The sequence below is a fragment of the Massilimicrobiota sp. An134 genome, assembly GCF_002160815.1.
Classification (GTDB): Bacteria; Bacillota_I; Bacilli_A; order Erysipelotrichales; family Coprobacillaceae; genus Allocoprobacillus; species Allocoprobacillus merdigallinarum.
The window spans coordinates 125,504-138,359 of sequence record NZ_NFLH01000002.1 but is presented as its reverse complement, the minus strand read 5'-3'; the positions used below and the strand labels follow the sequence as shown (position 1 = coordinate 138,359).

Genomic DNA, 12,856 nt, shown 5'->3' with positions numbered 1-12,856 from the left:
TTTAGAATACAATCAAATGACAAAACGAAAACTCATTTAGAAATGGAGAGCCGTATGCATTGAAAGGTGCCCGTACGGTTCGGGAAGGGGCGAGGTCTTCTAGACTTCGCCTATTTCATTCATACTTATTATATAATGTCCTTATTTATAATGTCTAATACCTATAATAAATATTTATTATGCTTACAAAGCATGTTTTATCATTAATGCTTTTCTTGTATTCCTTGCATCAATTCCATATATTTTTATGATATTATACATATCAATCATTGTGAAAACATGGTAAGATATTTGATAGAGGAAGTGTTAATATGTTACTGACTATTCATCAACACACAATTGAAATCAATCAGCCTGCAAGTTTAGAAACAATTGCGAAAAAGTATTTTCCAGACCAGCAGATTTATGCTGGTATAGTGAATGGGAAATTATACGAACTCAATCATATTATTGAAAATGATGCGGCTATTGAATGGGTCGATGAACAAAGCATCATTGGTAAACAAATCTATGAAAGAACACTCACATTTGTTTTTATTGTGGCGACAAAACAATTATTTAAAGATGCTGTGATTCATGTTGAATTTACGTTTCAGGATGGACTATACTGCTCTATTCAAAAAAAGGAAAGTCTGACACCACAGGATGTTGATCAAATCAAACAAAGAATGTTAGATTTGATTCAAAAACAATCCAAAATAACACGTCATGTCATGCCACAAAATCAGGCTATTGACTTTTTTAAACAAAATCATCTTGAAGATAAAGCTCATTTATTACAATATCGTTCAAAAGACACATGCAGTATTTATGAAATGGAAGGCATTTATGATTATTTTTATGGTTTTATGCTCCCTGATGCTTCATATCTCAAACAGATTTCTCTACAGTTCTTTGCGCCAGGATTACGTTTAGGACGTTATGATGCCACTTTTCAACACTATAAACTTTTCCAAATCATGAAAGAATATGAAGAATGGGGAGAGTTAATAGATGTGCCTACTGTCGCAAAGATGAATGAAAAAATTGTCAAAGGTCAAATCAATGAACTAATGTTAATGTCAGAAGCGATGATTGAAAAGAAATTAGCAGAATTAGCAACATATATAGCCAAAGAAAAAGAGCATCTCAAAATGATTTTAATTGCAGGTCCTAGTTCTGCAGGCAAGACAACTTTTTCTAAGCGTTTAGGTATTCATTTAAAAATATTAGGGATGAGCCCTATCTCAATTTCCATGGATGATTTTTATTTGAATCGTACACAAACTCCTAAGCTTCCTGATGGCAGTTATGATTTTGAAAACATCGAATCTGTAGACTTAAAATGTTTCAATGAAACCATGCTTCATCTGATTCATCATAAACCTGTTTATTTACCTCGTTATCATTTTCAAACAGGTTTAAGAGAATATGATAAACATCCTACTGTATTATCTGATCGTCAAATTCTTATCATTGAAGGTATTCATGGATTAAATCCACGTACTTCTTACTATATACCTGAAAATGCGAAAATGAGAATATATATCAATGCTTTAACTCATTTAAATTATGATAATCATAATCGTATTCCAACATCGGATTATCGCCTGATTCGTCGTATTGTCCGTGACTATCAGTTTAGAAATGCTGATGCTACAGAAACAATCCGTCGTTGGAAAAATGTAAAAAATGGAGAAGACAAATATATTTATCCTTATCAGGAAGAAGCCGATGCTATTTTTAATACATCTATGGTATATGAGCTCGCTGTCTTAAAACCAATTGCTCAAAAGTTATTATTACAAGTATCCCCAGAATCTAAAGAATACATTGAAGCTAATCGTCTTTGTAAACTGCTAGATTACTTTGTAGAAGCCAAAGTGAGTATACCACAAACTTCAATTCTCGCTGAATTTGTAGGTAATTCTATCTTTCAATAAAAAGGATGTCGATATGTTTAACATACCGACATTTTTTCATGAAATAAACAGACTAATAAAATCTGAAAATATTTTTGCGATAAATTCAATAATATTGACACACCATTGACTCAATGTTTCCATCATTGTCCCTACACGATTATCCGATGTATCCTGTAAAGTAATGACTGACTGGATTTCTTTTCTTGAAGATACATCTTCTTCAAACTGATCAATCTGTCTTTCAAACAAAGTTTTAGATACCTGATGATCACCAAAGAATAAGCTCATCACACATATAAGAAGCAATACACAGCACAAATCAATCCAAAACTGTTTCATGCACTTAAATATTCATCTAAAACCATTGCTAAAATATTCAAAGAATTTTGAACTTCTTCATATGTGTTTTCATTTGCTCCAACTTCTATTAACACCATATTATCAGTAACACCTTGATTATAATGACTTTGTTTAAGATAAACACCTCGACATATTTTAGGAATCTTTTCATTCAACATATCAGCCAGTTTTTCACAACGTTTATTGACTGCACTGTAATGAGAACTTCCCTTTCCCACAACAAACATTAATTTTGCATAATTTTTATGATCCACAGTAATTGTTGATAAGTTCTTTTTAATAGAATCCCTATGAAAATCAATCACTAAATCATACTTTCCATGTTTTTCAACTGCCTGTGTTAAATACTTTTGTGAAACACTATATGATTTGGCATAATCAATATGATTTTTGGTTTTATACAATTCAAAATCCGTTGTTTCATAATCGACTTCATAACCTCTGTTTTCTAACAATTGCATTAAATAACGACTCCCTTCTTTCACTGACTTTGTTGCATATTTCTCACCTTGATGCGTATTATAAATATAAATTGATTTTCCATTAAGCTGCTTTTTCACATTGGTTGTTGTTAGTGAAGACACAACATTTTCAACACTTTCACTATAAATGCTTTGAAAAGGAAGATTGAATAAAATCACAATCACCACAACTATTTTGAAAATAATTTTTATATTTTTATTCATGAAACCTTCCCTCCTCTAACTATACAATGAACTATATGCAAAAAAAGTTATTTTTAGTACATAAAAAAGAAATTCATAAAAGAATTTCTTAATAAGTCATACTATTAATACTTGTTGATAATAATTTAGATAACATTTCAATATCAAAATCAATCTGTTTATCACTCATAACAAATTGATTTTCAATAGGATTTAAAACTTCATTTAATAATTGGATACGCTTTTGTTCACTTAACTGTCCAATTTCTCCTAATATCAAACGTCTTTGTACTTCATTCAATCGTCCTTCATAACGCTTACGTTTTCCTACCTTTAAGGCTGTTGAAGGATCTAAAGATTCTTTAAAATAACCCTCTAACAGATTATAAACATCACTCACTAAACTAGAAACATGAATGACTGTTGGTACACCAATAGCCAAAACAGGAACACCCATTGTTGCTTCACTTATATTTTTACGATGATTGCCAATTCCACTTCCTGGATATATACCCACATTATTCATTTGAATCACACGACAAATCTTTTCATAACTTTGTGCACACAATGCATCAATAGCGATAACCAGATCAGGCTGAAATTCCTGTACCAATGCCAACAACAAATCGGCAGTTTCCATACCCGTATGTGCCATTACCCCTGGGGCAATACACATCGTATCATAATACTGATGACGATGTCTTTCTTCGATAGAATAATGATGCGTGGCACGAATCTGATTCAATGTTCTCGGTCCAATCGCATCACTTGTGAGAGTGGGATTTCCCAATCCTATCCATAAGATAAGCGGATCTATTTTCTTGACCTTCTCTTTAATAAGGAGAGATAACTGCTTTTGAAAATGTTGTGAAATTTTTTCAAAATCCTGATAATCAGGAAAACTGATTTCAATATATTTGCCTATATCATGAGGATAAAGAGGACTGGTCTGTAATATTTCAAATGTTTCAATAGAAATATCTCCATCTTGTTTTTGATGATGTTTATAATCTTTCTCTCGTGTTGCATAAGCCAATGATTCTATGGCTAAATCGCTACGTGTATAATATTTATTCATATTCTCACCATTATAAGCATTACCAAAATTAAAAAAATATAATCAATTATCAATAAAACATTGCATTTATCATCTATTTTTGATAGAATAACATGGCAAAAGTCAAAGTGAGGTGAAAGATAATGGCAAACATGAAACAACAAATCAAACGTTATAAAAATGACAACAAAAAACGTTTAATCAACAATTCTTATAAAAGTGCTTTAAAAACAGCAATTAAAAACGTAAAAGCTGAAGTTGAAGCTGGAAATAAAGAAGCTGCAATTGCTGCATACAATGTAGCTGCATCTAAATTAGATGCTTCTGTCAGCAAAGGAATTCATCATAAAAACTATGCTAGCAGACAAAAATCTAAATTAGCAAAATTAGTGAACTCTATCGCTTAATGAGATAGAGTTTTTTATTTATCTTGTATGTCAAGTTTTCTTGACATACATTTTTTATCATCCTATAATAAAAGTGTAAAGAAAACTTGACATGAGGTGATATAATGAATAAAGAAGATATTTTAAAAAAGAATCAAAAAACAATGAATAAAGAATATGACTTTTTTCTTGATCAAAAAACACTTCCTATATTAATGACTGTTTTTATCATTTTGTGTTTTGCAATGATGTTATTCTCTTTTATAACCCCATTCCAACAGGAAATCTTTTATACCTCAACAACCCTGTTATTGACGTTTCTTGCAGCATACTTTCTTGCTTATTTCTATTATTTACGTATATCGAAATACTTATATATAGGCCTTTTCTTCCTTGTTTTCTTGATGTTTTCTATAAGTTATCTGTGGTTATTGATTTGGTAGGTGAAACATATGGATAAAAATAAAATTCTTGATTTATATCGTCATGAAAAAGATGAAAGACAAGTTCAATGCCAAAGAAAAGCGTTATTGAAAGGTATGTCTTTTCTTGTAACTGTTGCTCTCACATTGATGTTCTTTTCTTTTGAATTTCAGGAAGTTCCAACAGTCTTTTATACCATTTATATCTTGATTATGCCTATAGCTGGATTGTCATTGAGTATGCGTGGTTGGTATGATAAAAATAAATTCTATTTCATATGTGGGCTTGGTTTGATTGTTCTTTGTCTTATCAATGGTTATCAATATATATCTATCATGGTTGGCGTTTAATATGAATGAAAAATTAGTACTTAAAAATCATTTAAGAAAAGCAAGAAATGAAAAAGGACTCTCACAAATGGAATTGGCCAATATGGTTGGTATATCAAGACAGACAATCTCATCTATTGAAAATGGACAATTTAATCCTACTGCTAAACTGGCATTAATTTTATGTATTGCATTAGATAAGACATTTGAAGAAATCTTTTATTTTGATATATCAATTTGACTTTCGTTAGTCATAGGATTATCATGTGTATATGCAAAAAGGAGGAACATATGGAACGTAAAAGTATTGCAATTGAGGATACATGGGATTTATCTCGTATCTATGCAAATAAACAGGAATTTTATACAGATTTAGAAAAAGCAAAAGATTTATTATCATCTTTGCTTCAACAAAAAGATTCTTTTTTAGAAAATGATGATCAATTCTTAAAGTTTCATCAAGATGAAACAATGTTATCTCGTTATATTCAAAAATTACATTGTTTTGCGCATTTACATTGTGATGTTGAACCTAATAACCAGGAATATCAAACAATGTATGCCGCCATTCTTTCATTCTATGATCAAGTGACTTCATCTTTAGATTTCTATACTGTTATGATGATTGAAAACAGTGATAAAGTTGCTCAATATCTTGAAGATGAAAAATTAGAAGATTATCGTTATAGTTTACAGGAAGTTTTAAGACAAAAAAAGCATGTCTTATCACAGGAATTAGAAACTATTGTTTCTAAAACATCTTCTATTTCTGATATTTCTTCTCAAGTGTTTGATGCTTTAAGATTAGATTATGACCCTGTTCATGTAGATGGAAAAGAAAAAGTATTAAACAGTGCAACCCTAACAGAATTTCTTAAAAACAAAGATCCTAAAGTCAGAAAAGAAGCGTATCATAACTTCTTTAAAGAATATAAGAAATTTGAAAATGTTTATGCTGCAACATTATCTGGTGTTATGAAAAAAGATGCATTTTATGCTGATGTGAAAAACTTTGAAGGACCATTGGAAGCCAGTCTTTTTGATGATAATGTACCAACATCTTTATTCTTTAAAATTTTAGAAAAAGCAAATGTACAATATCGTCCATTATTTCATCGTTATAACGCTTTAAAAAAGAAGATTTTAAATCTTGATACGATGTATAATTATGATTTGAATATTCCTTTGGTTCAATACCAGACAAAGAAATATACAATTGATGAATGTTTTGATATTATTTTAGATGTTGTTCAAATCTTTGGTGAAGATTATGTCAACATCATCAAAAAAGCCAGAGAAGAAAGATGGATTGATTATTATCCACATGCTGGTAAACGTATTGGTGCCTATTCAAGTGGCTGCTATGATACAAATCCATATATTCTTATGAATTTTATTGGTGATTATAATTCACTTTCAACGATGATTCATGAATTAGGACACAGTGCCCATAGTTATTTATCTTGTCATCACCAGTCACCAGTGAATTGTGATTATCGTATTTTTGTCGCTGAAGTTGCTTCAACAGTCAATGAAACATTGCTCATTAACTACATGTTAGATCATGCTTCAAGTGAAAAAGAAAAAGCCTATTTCTTATATGAACTCCTAGAAAATTGTGTTGGTCTTATTTTCAGACAACCTATGTATGCTGACTTTGAGCATATTTTACACACATGGGCTAAAGAAGGAAAACCAATGTCATCACAAATGATTACAGATTTGTATTATACTAAAAACGCTGAATATTATGGACCAGAAATAACAATGGATGAATATGTAGGTTATTCTTGTTATTATATTCCTCATTTCTATTATAACTATTATGTTTATAAATATACTTTAGGAATGACTGTTGCTTTAGCCATTGTCTCACGTTTATTAAATGGTGATGAAAAACAAAAAGAAGCTTATCTCAACTTCTTAAAATCAGGTGGCAGCAAAGATCCTGTTGACCTTTTAAAAGATGCTTTAGTCAATCCTTTAGAAGATCAATTATACGATGATGCTTTCCATTATTTTGAAACAATTTTAAATGAATTTGAAAAAATTATCCTAGATATGTCAAGCACTTTGTAATAAAGTGCTTTTTTTATAAAGCAACTGATAGTTGACAAAGAGTTGGTGGTCTTTTGAATATCATTTGATATAATGATTATACAATGAAAGGTGGTTTATCAAATGTCATTAGGTCAAAATATAAAAAAGAAGAGACAGCAAATGAAATTATCTCAAGAATATGTTGCTGAAAGATTAGGTGTTAGTAGACAAGCTGTTTCAAAATGGGAAACAAACCAAAGTGAACCCTCAATGAAAAATCTTATTGAACTTGCTGAATTGTTCCAAATCAGTTTACCTGAACTTACAGATACAAAAGATTCACACATACCAATCATCAATCAGCATGTCAAATGTTCTTATTGTGGAAAAGAAGCTCGATATTTTTTAGACCAGACAAAAACTCAAGCCTATTGCTCACAAACATGTCAATTGGCACATACTGAAGCTTTAAACAAAATCCAAAAACAACTGAAATGGTTTTATCTTGGTATTATCTTATCTATTCTCCTTTTATTAACAAGTGCTTTATCTCTTTTACCATTTCAAAAAAACATAACGACAGGATGTGGTATGTTATATCTAGGTATGACACTCATTCTATTTCCCTTTTGTACACCTGAAACCTATCAAAAATTTGGTTATCTTAAGAGCACTCAAATTGGACGTTTTTTAGGCTTTCTCGTTGAATTATATGCTCTTTTTATACTATTTCTATGAATAATTAAAGCAGTGTTTCTGCTTTTTCTTCTTGAAATAGAGGTATATTCAAAGAATAAAAAATCCCTAAAATCAATATAATCATCAATAAAAAACCATCGACATATATGATGATATGTTTATTTCTATTCAATTGTATATCCTATTTGTTTAATCATTGTTGTGATATCTTCTTGTGATAATGTCTGTTGTAACAATGAAGAAGAGTTTGACATTTTCATTACAATTCCATGATCTACAATCATAAATCCCTTTGATGAATAGGCTAATTGTAATTGATCTTCTTTCTTCTTATAATGATCATAACTGTCTTTTTGATCTTCAAAAGCTTTTGTAGCATCCTCTTGTGCATAATATGTATAAATTCTTAAATAAGGGTTATTATAAGTTCCTGTTTTTTCCATATCCGTTAAAGAATCAACTGCTATATATTCAGGTGAAAGACGTTGTTCCCAATTCCCTAATATATGATTTTTTTCTTCAACATAAGGCTGCATTTGATCTAAGACAACTTGTCTTTGTTTCATCATCGTAAAAACTGCTTCTCCATCATATGGAAAAGATGCCAAGAAAGCCTGCCATAATCCTATAGCTATACATACAAATACAACAAAAACAGTCCATTGCACACTATATTGATAAACTTTAGGGAACTTCTCATTTGATGCATATAACCCTTGATGTTTTTTCAAATAGAATTGTTGACGACGTAAATATTGTCTTTTGATTTCACTGATACGTGTCTTTATAATTGTATAAAGACCCCATACAATCGTTAAACAAATACAAAAAGAAATGACTTTTACGAATTCTAAATCTAAGATTTCAAAATAATAAAATAATGGAAAATGACTGACAATTCCATAACAAAAATCTAAAAGACTATAAATCCAATCTCCCAAAGGTATATACTCTAAAATATCTTTCAATCTCAGTATACTCACGCCCTGAAAACTTCTATAATAAGAAATCAAAAGAGCTGTTGATATATAGATAGGCATTGAAAATGCACCAAAAATATTTTTAATACTATTTGTAAAAGTACGAATGTATAAAATGATTTGTTCTTTTGTTGTTAAATCTTGAACAGTCCCTTCTACAAGTTCATGATTTTGAGCAATTTTGATATAGGCATAATAATAGCGTTCAAAAAAATGATGGTTTCGTCTAGTATGTATTCTTTTTTCAAAAGATTGACGAATATAATCCCAAGAATCATCTTGACAACACTGTAAACTGTGATAACAATCATCAAGACTCATTTGTATTGATGTTTGTTTTTGATGATCTTTTTTAAATAAACTGATTATATATAAAGTCGTAAATAACACAATAAAAAGAAATGTTAATCCTACTATACATAAAAATATCGGTGAAACTTGTTGAAAATAAGTGATAGTTTCTGTTGGAACACGAAAGAGCCCCTCCAACAAACTTACTCCTATTTCACTGATCAACTGATAAATCCCTTTAAAAAAATCAATTGAGAAAAACAGATAAGCAACCCCTGTTGCACAGATCATTGATCCTGATACAATAAATAAGATTGCAAATAATAGCCAACTGATTACATTCCATACACTATAGATTTTAGTCATAATCTGACGATACTGATATAAAAATGTATGTAACTGTGTCTGATTATTTGTTGATATCTGTTGATATGCTTTTTCTAATTCTTCGTTATCATTGTCTGTTTTCAGTTTTTGATACAATTCATCAACAATATGCTGATCACGAAAAAAAAGTATATCTTCATACTTGATCATAAATTTCCTATCCCTCCTTTGGTTAGTATAGCATAACGGTCGAAAAAAGGAAAATATTGTTTATTGATTTTCGATAACTATAATATATGATAAAATCACTCTCAATAGAAAATAGGGAATAGATTTATTTTTTGAATAACTTCGTGTATAATAAAAACAGAAACGAGGTTAGATTATGTTAAGAACAGAAACAAGATCATTTCAAATTGGACATTTAACAATGGGTGGCAATAATCATGTCATTATTCAATCTATGTGCAATACCAAAACAAAAGATGTAGAAGCAACTGTTAAACAGATTCATGAGTTGGAAAAAGCAGGTTGTGAAATGGTAAGAGTGGCGATTTTTGATAAAGAGGATGCATCAGCAATTGCTGATATCAAAAAACAGATTCATATTCCTCTAATTGCTGATATTCATTTCGACTATCGTTTGGCTTTACTGGCAATTGAAAATGGTATTGATAAAATTCGTATCAATCCTGGTAATATTGGTTCTATGGATAAGGTTAAAGCTGTTGTAGAAGCCTGCAAACAACATCATATTCCTATTCGTATTGGTGTCAATGGTGGTTCTTTAGAAAAAGATATTTTAAAAAAATATGGAAAACCAACTGCACAAGGGATGATTGAAAGTGCCAAAAAACATGTTGATATTTTAGAGTCATTAGATTTTCATGACTATGCCATTTCTTTAAAATCATCCAATACTTTATTAACCATCGAAGCTTATACTCTTGCCAGTCAAACTTTTGATTGTCCTTTACATATTGGTGTCACAGAAGCTGGCACAAAGCTTGGTGGAACGATCAAATCAAGTTTAGGTATTGGTACATTGTTATATCAGGGTATTGGTAATACGATTCGTGTCTCTTTAAGTGCTGATCCTGTAGAAGAAATCAAAGTTGCTAAAACATTATTAAAGGAATTAGAACTGATTGATCATGTTCCAACTTTGGTATCATGTCCAACTTGTGGTCGTATTCAATATGATTTGATTCCAGTCGCAAATGAGATTGAAGATTTCTTGAATACTATCCATGCTGATATCACAGTCGCCATCATGGGATGTGCAGTCAATGGCCCTGGTGAAGCAAAACATGCTGATATTGGTATTGCCGGTGGTGTTAAAGAAGGTTTATTGATTAAAAAAGGTGAAGTTATAAAAAAAGTCAAACAAGAAGACATGGTCCAAGTCTTAAAAGATGAAATACTCAAAATGATAGAAAAGCAATGACAAAAAATCATTGCTTTTTTATATTGGCGTTTTTTATTTCTACTATCTTTTATAAATCCCATTTGATTTGATCCATACATCGTAATAAATCATCCCAATATTTCTGTGATTTCCAAAGAATTTGACTCTTATTTATATCTCCAAGTTCAATATCAAAAAGAACATTTTTTATATCATTCTCAAAAAATATCCATCTGATTCCATTTGTATAAAGAACCTTTTTAAACGATTGAATATGTCCATTTAACTGTTCATCATTTCCATCAAGTGAAACTGTTGGCATTTTTACTTCAATACATCCATATAGCTTCGCATTACTGTCCTTTTCTCTTGCCAATACAACAAAATCCGGGAAACCTGCTTGCCCATAAAACTTCATTGAAATATCACTTTTTCTCCTTGCAGATACATCTCGTATAGATAATGGAGATGTATTTGGTGATTCTCTTATCATACTTGCTACAATGGAATAAAGCTCAATTTCTACACCAGCATTTTGAATTAGTGCTAATTCTATTTCTTCTTTATAATATTCAAAATTTCTTAATACCGACACACTTTATCCTCTCCATTTTTATCATTTCATTAAACGATCTTGGACAATCCTCATATTTTATTATCTTTAAATAACATCTTCTTACTCACATTTGTCAATGATTGTCTTTTTTTATTTTTAAAAAACCAATTAAAATCAAAATAATACCTAATATAGCAATGGGAATATAAACCATATTTGGAAGCCTATAAACAAATTTATCTATCCCAGACATCACAATATAAATGACAATTCCTAAACTTATAAAAATATTCTGATTTTTCATAGTCTCATCTCTCTTTCAACTCTCACCAACATCTATATCCATTATATTATAATATGTTTATTAGCAGATTTATAAAATAAATAAAAACAAAGATTGCCCTGAGACAATCTTTACTCCATAATAAATTTAGCACTGTTTAAAATCAATTGACTTGCTTGAATACGATTTAAATCACGTCTTAAACCTTCTAAATCAATCTTTTCTAAAATATCTTTTTTATCCATTTGATATTGTTGTGACATCAAATCAACCTGACGGTCAACATCTTCATCACTTGTCATTAAATTTTCAACACGAATAATTTCATCAATAATAGCTTCAAAAATAGCTTGTTGTTTAGCAGCTGGCATTAATTGTGCATGTAATGCATCCATATCCATTCCCATCATTTGAAGATATTGTTCTAAAGCCATACCTTGTCCAGCTAATTCATTGCTGACATATTGAACATGTTGATCTAAAGCTTTTTGAATATCAGCTTCATCTACTTCTACATCACTGTTTTCAATCAAAACACCTAAAACTCTATTTTCTTTTTCAGCACGTAATGCCTGTTCATTTTGATTTTCTAAACTTTCTCTGACTTTCTTTTTGAAATCTTCCACTGTCTCAACATCTGGCATTTGGAAAGATTGAACGAATTCTTCATCAAGTTGAGCTTGTACTTTTGATGCAATGTGATGAACTGTAACCTGGAAAATAACATCTGCACCTGCTAAATCAGCAACCCCATAATTTTCTGGGAAAGTTAGATTTAAATCTCTTGTTTCTCCTTTTTTCATACCAATCATCTGTTCTTCAAATCCTGGTATAAATGATCCAGAACCAATTTCTAATTGATATCCTTCAGCAGTTCCACCATCAAAAGCCACTCCATCTTTTAATCCTTTAAAATCAATTGTTGTGACATCCCCGTTTTCAACAGTTCCTTCTTTTTCAACCAATTGACTCTTTTGTGATAATAAATGTTGGATTTCTTTTTCAACATCTTCGTCTAATACTTGACGTGAAGTCACTTTGACTTCAATTCCTTTGTAATTTCCTAATTGATTAACTTTACTCATCTTTCTAATCCTTTCTATTTAAAACGCTCATATTCTATCATACAATTGATATTTGACGCAAGT

At 30.3% G+C, this 12,856-nt stretch carries 15 protein-coding genes; 8 read left to right on the top strand and 7 right to left on the bottom strand.

What is annotated here, in order from left to right; genetic code table 11:
- Nucleotides 1-311 precede the first annotated feature (311 nt).
- Nucleotides 312-1,922, top strand: a complete 1,611-nt coding sequence (locus tag B5E79_RS01920) for a nucleoside kinase (protein WP_087296762.1) — start codon at nucleotides 312-314, stop codon at nucleotides 1,920-1,922.
- A 36-nt stretch (nucleotides 1,923-1,958) separates the two neighbouring features.
- Here the strand turns inward: B5E79_RS01920 and B5E79_RS01915 are convergent, their stop codons facing one another.
- The 3 genes from B5E79_RS01915 to gpr all read right to left on the bottom strand — a co-directional run bounded on the left by B5E79_RS01915 (nucleotide 1,959) and on the right by gpr (nucleotide 4,007).
- The gene (locus B5E79_RS01915) at nucleotides 1,959-2,243 is read right to left on the bottom strand and encodes a hypothetical protein (RefSeq protein ID WP_087296761.1); all 285 of its coding nucleotides are present in this window, start codon (nucleotides 2,241-2,243) and stop codon (nucleotides 1,959-1,961) included.
- Nucleotides 2,240-2,950 carry a stage II sporulation protein P gene (spoIIP, locus tag B5E79_RS01910; RefSeq protein ID WP_087296760.1) on the bottom strand — a complete coding sequence of 237 codons (711 nt, stop codon included), beginning with the start codon at nucleotides 2,948-2,950 and terminating at the stop codon, nucleotides 2,240-2,242. The genes B5E79_RS01915 and spoIIP overlap by 4 nt, the downstream gene beginning before the upstream one ends.
- Nucleotides 2,951-3,038: 88 nt before the next feature.
- Nucleotides 3,039-4,007 (bottom strand): GPR endopeptidase, encoded by a 969-nt coding sequence (gpr, locus tag B5E79_RS01905; RefSeq protein WP_087296759.1) that lies wholly within the window; start codon nucleotides 4,005-4,007, stop codon nucleotides 3,039-3,041.
- 122 nt (nucleotides 4,008-4,129) lie between these two features.
- On the opposite strand from gpr, the gene rpsT reads away from it, so the two are divergent.
- From rpsT to B5E79_RS13620, 6 genes are all read left to right on the top strand, one after another.
- Nucleotides 4,130-4,393 (top strand): 30S ribosomal protein S20, encoded by a 264-nt coding sequence (gene rpsT / locus B5E79_RS01900; RefSeq protein WP_087244562.1) that lies wholly within the window; start codon nucleotides 4,130-4,132, stop codon nucleotides 4,391-4,393.
- Nucleotides 4,394-4,497: 104 nt separating this feature from the next.
- Nucleotides 4,498-4,815, top strand: a complete 318-nt coding sequence (locus B5E79_RS13985; RefSeq protein ID WP_087296758.1) for a DUF6442 family protein — start codon at nucleotides 4,498-4,500, stop codon at nucleotides 4,813-4,815.
- Nucleotides 4,816-4,824: 9 nt separating this feature from the next.
- The gene (locus B5E79_RS01890; protein WP_087244564.1) at nucleotides 4,825-5,145 is read left to right on the top strand and encodes a DUF6442 family protein; all 321 of its coding nucleotides are present in this window, start codon (nucleotides 4,825-4,827) and stop codon (nucleotides 5,143-5,145) included.
- Between the two features lies 1 nt (nucleotide 5,146).
- Nucleotides 5,147-5,365 carry a helix-turn-helix transcriptional regulator gene (locus B5E79_RS01885; RefSeq protein WP_087296757.1) on the top strand — a complete coding sequence of 73 codons (219 nt, stop codon included), beginning with the start codon at nucleotides 5,147-5,149 and terminating at the stop codon, nucleotides 5,363-5,365.
- A gap of 50 nt (nucleotides 5,366-5,415) precedes the next feature.
- Nucleotides 5,416-7,203 carry an oligoendopeptidase F gene (gene pepF / locus B5E79_RS01880; RefSeq protein ID WP_087296756.1) on the top strand — a complete coding sequence of 596 codons (1,788 nt, stop codon included), beginning with the start codon at nucleotides 5,416-5,418 and terminating at the stop codon, nucleotides 7,201-7,203.
- A gap of 102 nt (nucleotides 7,204-7,305) precedes the next feature.
- A complete protein-coding gene (locus B5E79_RS13620; RefSeq protein WP_206393083.1) occupies nucleotides 7,306-7,902 on the top strand; it encodes a helix-turn-helix domain-containing protein in 597 nt (198 codons plus the stop codon).
- Between the two features lie 125 nt (nucleotides 7,903-8,027).
- Here B5E79_RS13620 and B5E79_RS01870 read toward each other — a convergent pair whose 3' ends face one another.
- Nucleotides 8,028-9,671 (bottom strand): hypothetical protein, encoded by a 1,644-nt coding sequence (locus B5E79_RS01870; protein WP_087296755.1) that lies wholly within the window; start codon nucleotides 9,669-9,671, stop codon nucleotides 8,028-8,030.
- Between the two features lie 175 nt (nucleotides 9,672-9,846).
- Between B5E79_RS01870 and ispG the strand changes: the two genes are divergently transcribed.
- A complete protein-coding gene (ispG, locus tag B5E79_RS01865) occupies nucleotides 9,847-10,908 on the top strand; it encodes a flavodoxin-dependent (E)-4-hydroxy-3-methylbut-2-enyl-diphosphate synthase (protein WP_087296754.1) in 1,062 nt (353 codons plus the stop codon).
- A 49-nt stretch (nucleotides 10,909-10,957) separates the two neighbouring features.
- Here ispG and B5E79_RS01860 read toward each other — a convergent pair whose 3' ends face one another.
- The 3 genes from B5E79_RS01860 to tig all read right to left on the bottom strand — a co-directional run bounded on the left by B5E79_RS01860 (nucleotide 10,958) and on the right by tig (nucleotide 12,793).
- A complete protein-coding gene (locus B5E79_RS01860) occupies nucleotides 10,958-11,464 on the bottom strand; it encodes a hypothetical protein (RefSeq protein WP_087296753.1) in 507 nt (168 codons plus the stop codon).
- Between the two features lie 94 nt (nucleotides 11,465-11,558).
- Complete coding sequence (locus tag B5E79_RS13560) at nucleotides 11,559-11,729, bottom strand: hypothetical protein (RefSeq protein ID WP_164483489.1); 171 nt, start codon at nucleotides 11,727-11,729, stop codon at nucleotides 11,559-11,561.
- A 110-nt stretch (nucleotides 11,730-11,839) separates the two neighbouring features.
- A complete protein-coding gene (gene tig / locus B5E79_RS01855; protein WP_087296752.1) occupies nucleotides 11,840-12,793 on the bottom strand; it encodes a trigger factor in 954 nt (317 codons plus the stop codon).
- Between the last annotated feature and the right edge of the window lie 63 nt (nucleotides 12,794-12,856).

What these genes read in the sequence shown, in the direction of transcription:
- tig (WP_087296752.1), bottom strand. Translation starts at nt 12,793, where the DNA reads ATGAGTAAAGTTAATCAATTAGGAAATTACAAAGGAATTGAAGTCAAA.
- B5E79_RS01915 (WP_087296761.1), bottom strand. Translation starts at nt 2,243, where the DNA reads ATGAAACAGTTTTGGATTGATTTGTGCTGTGTATTGCTTCTTATATGT.
- B5E79_RS13560 (WP_164483489.1), bottom strand. Translation starts at nt 11,729, where the DNA reads ATGAAAAATCAGAATATTTTTATAAGTTTAGGAATTGTCATTTATATT.
- B5E79_RS01885 (WP_087296757.1), top strand. Translation starts at nt 5,147, where the DNA reads ATGAATGAAAAATTAGTACTTAAAAATCATTTAAGAAAAGCAAGAAAT.
- B5E79_RS01890 (WP_087244564.1), top strand. Translation starts at nt 4,825, where the DNA reads ATGGATAAAAATAAAATTCTTGATTTATATCGTCATGAAAAAGATGAA.
- pepF (WP_087296756.1), top strand. Translation starts at nt 5,416, where the DNA reads ATGGAACGTAAAAGTATTGCAATTGAGGATACATGGGATTTATCTCGT.
- spoIIP (WP_087296760.1), bottom strand. Translation starts at nt 2,950, where the DNA reads ATGAATAAAAATATAAAAATTATTTTCAAAATAGTTGTGGTGATTGTG.
- B5E79_RS13985 (WP_087296758.1), top strand. Translation starts at nt 4,498, where the DNA reads ATGAATAAAGAAGATATTTTAAAAAAGAATCAAAAAACAATGAATAAA.
- B5E79_RS13620 (WP_206393083.1), top strand. Translation starts at nt 7,306, where the DNA reads ATGTCATTAGGTCAAAATATAAAAAAGAAGAGACAGCAAATGAAATTA.
- ispG (WP_087296754.1), top strand. Translation starts at nt 9,847, where the DNA reads ATGTTAAGAACAGAAACAAGATCATTTCAAATTGGACATTTAACAATG.
- B5E79_RS01870 (WP_087296755.1), bottom strand. Translation starts at nt 9,671, where the DNA reads ATGATCAAGTATGAAGATATACTTTTTTTTCGTGATCAGCATATTGTT.
- gpr (WP_087296759.1), bottom strand. Translation starts at nt 4,007, where the DNA reads ATGAATAAATATTATACACGTAGCGATTTAGCCATAGAATCATTGGCT.
- rpsT (WP_087244562.1), top strand. Translation starts at nt 4,130, where the DNA reads ATGGCAAACATGAAACAACAAATCAAACGTTATAAAAATGACAACAAA.
- B5E79_RS01920 (WP_087296762.1), top strand. Translation starts at nt 312, where the DNA reads ATGTTACTGACTATTCATCAACACACAATTGAAATCAATCAGCCTGCA.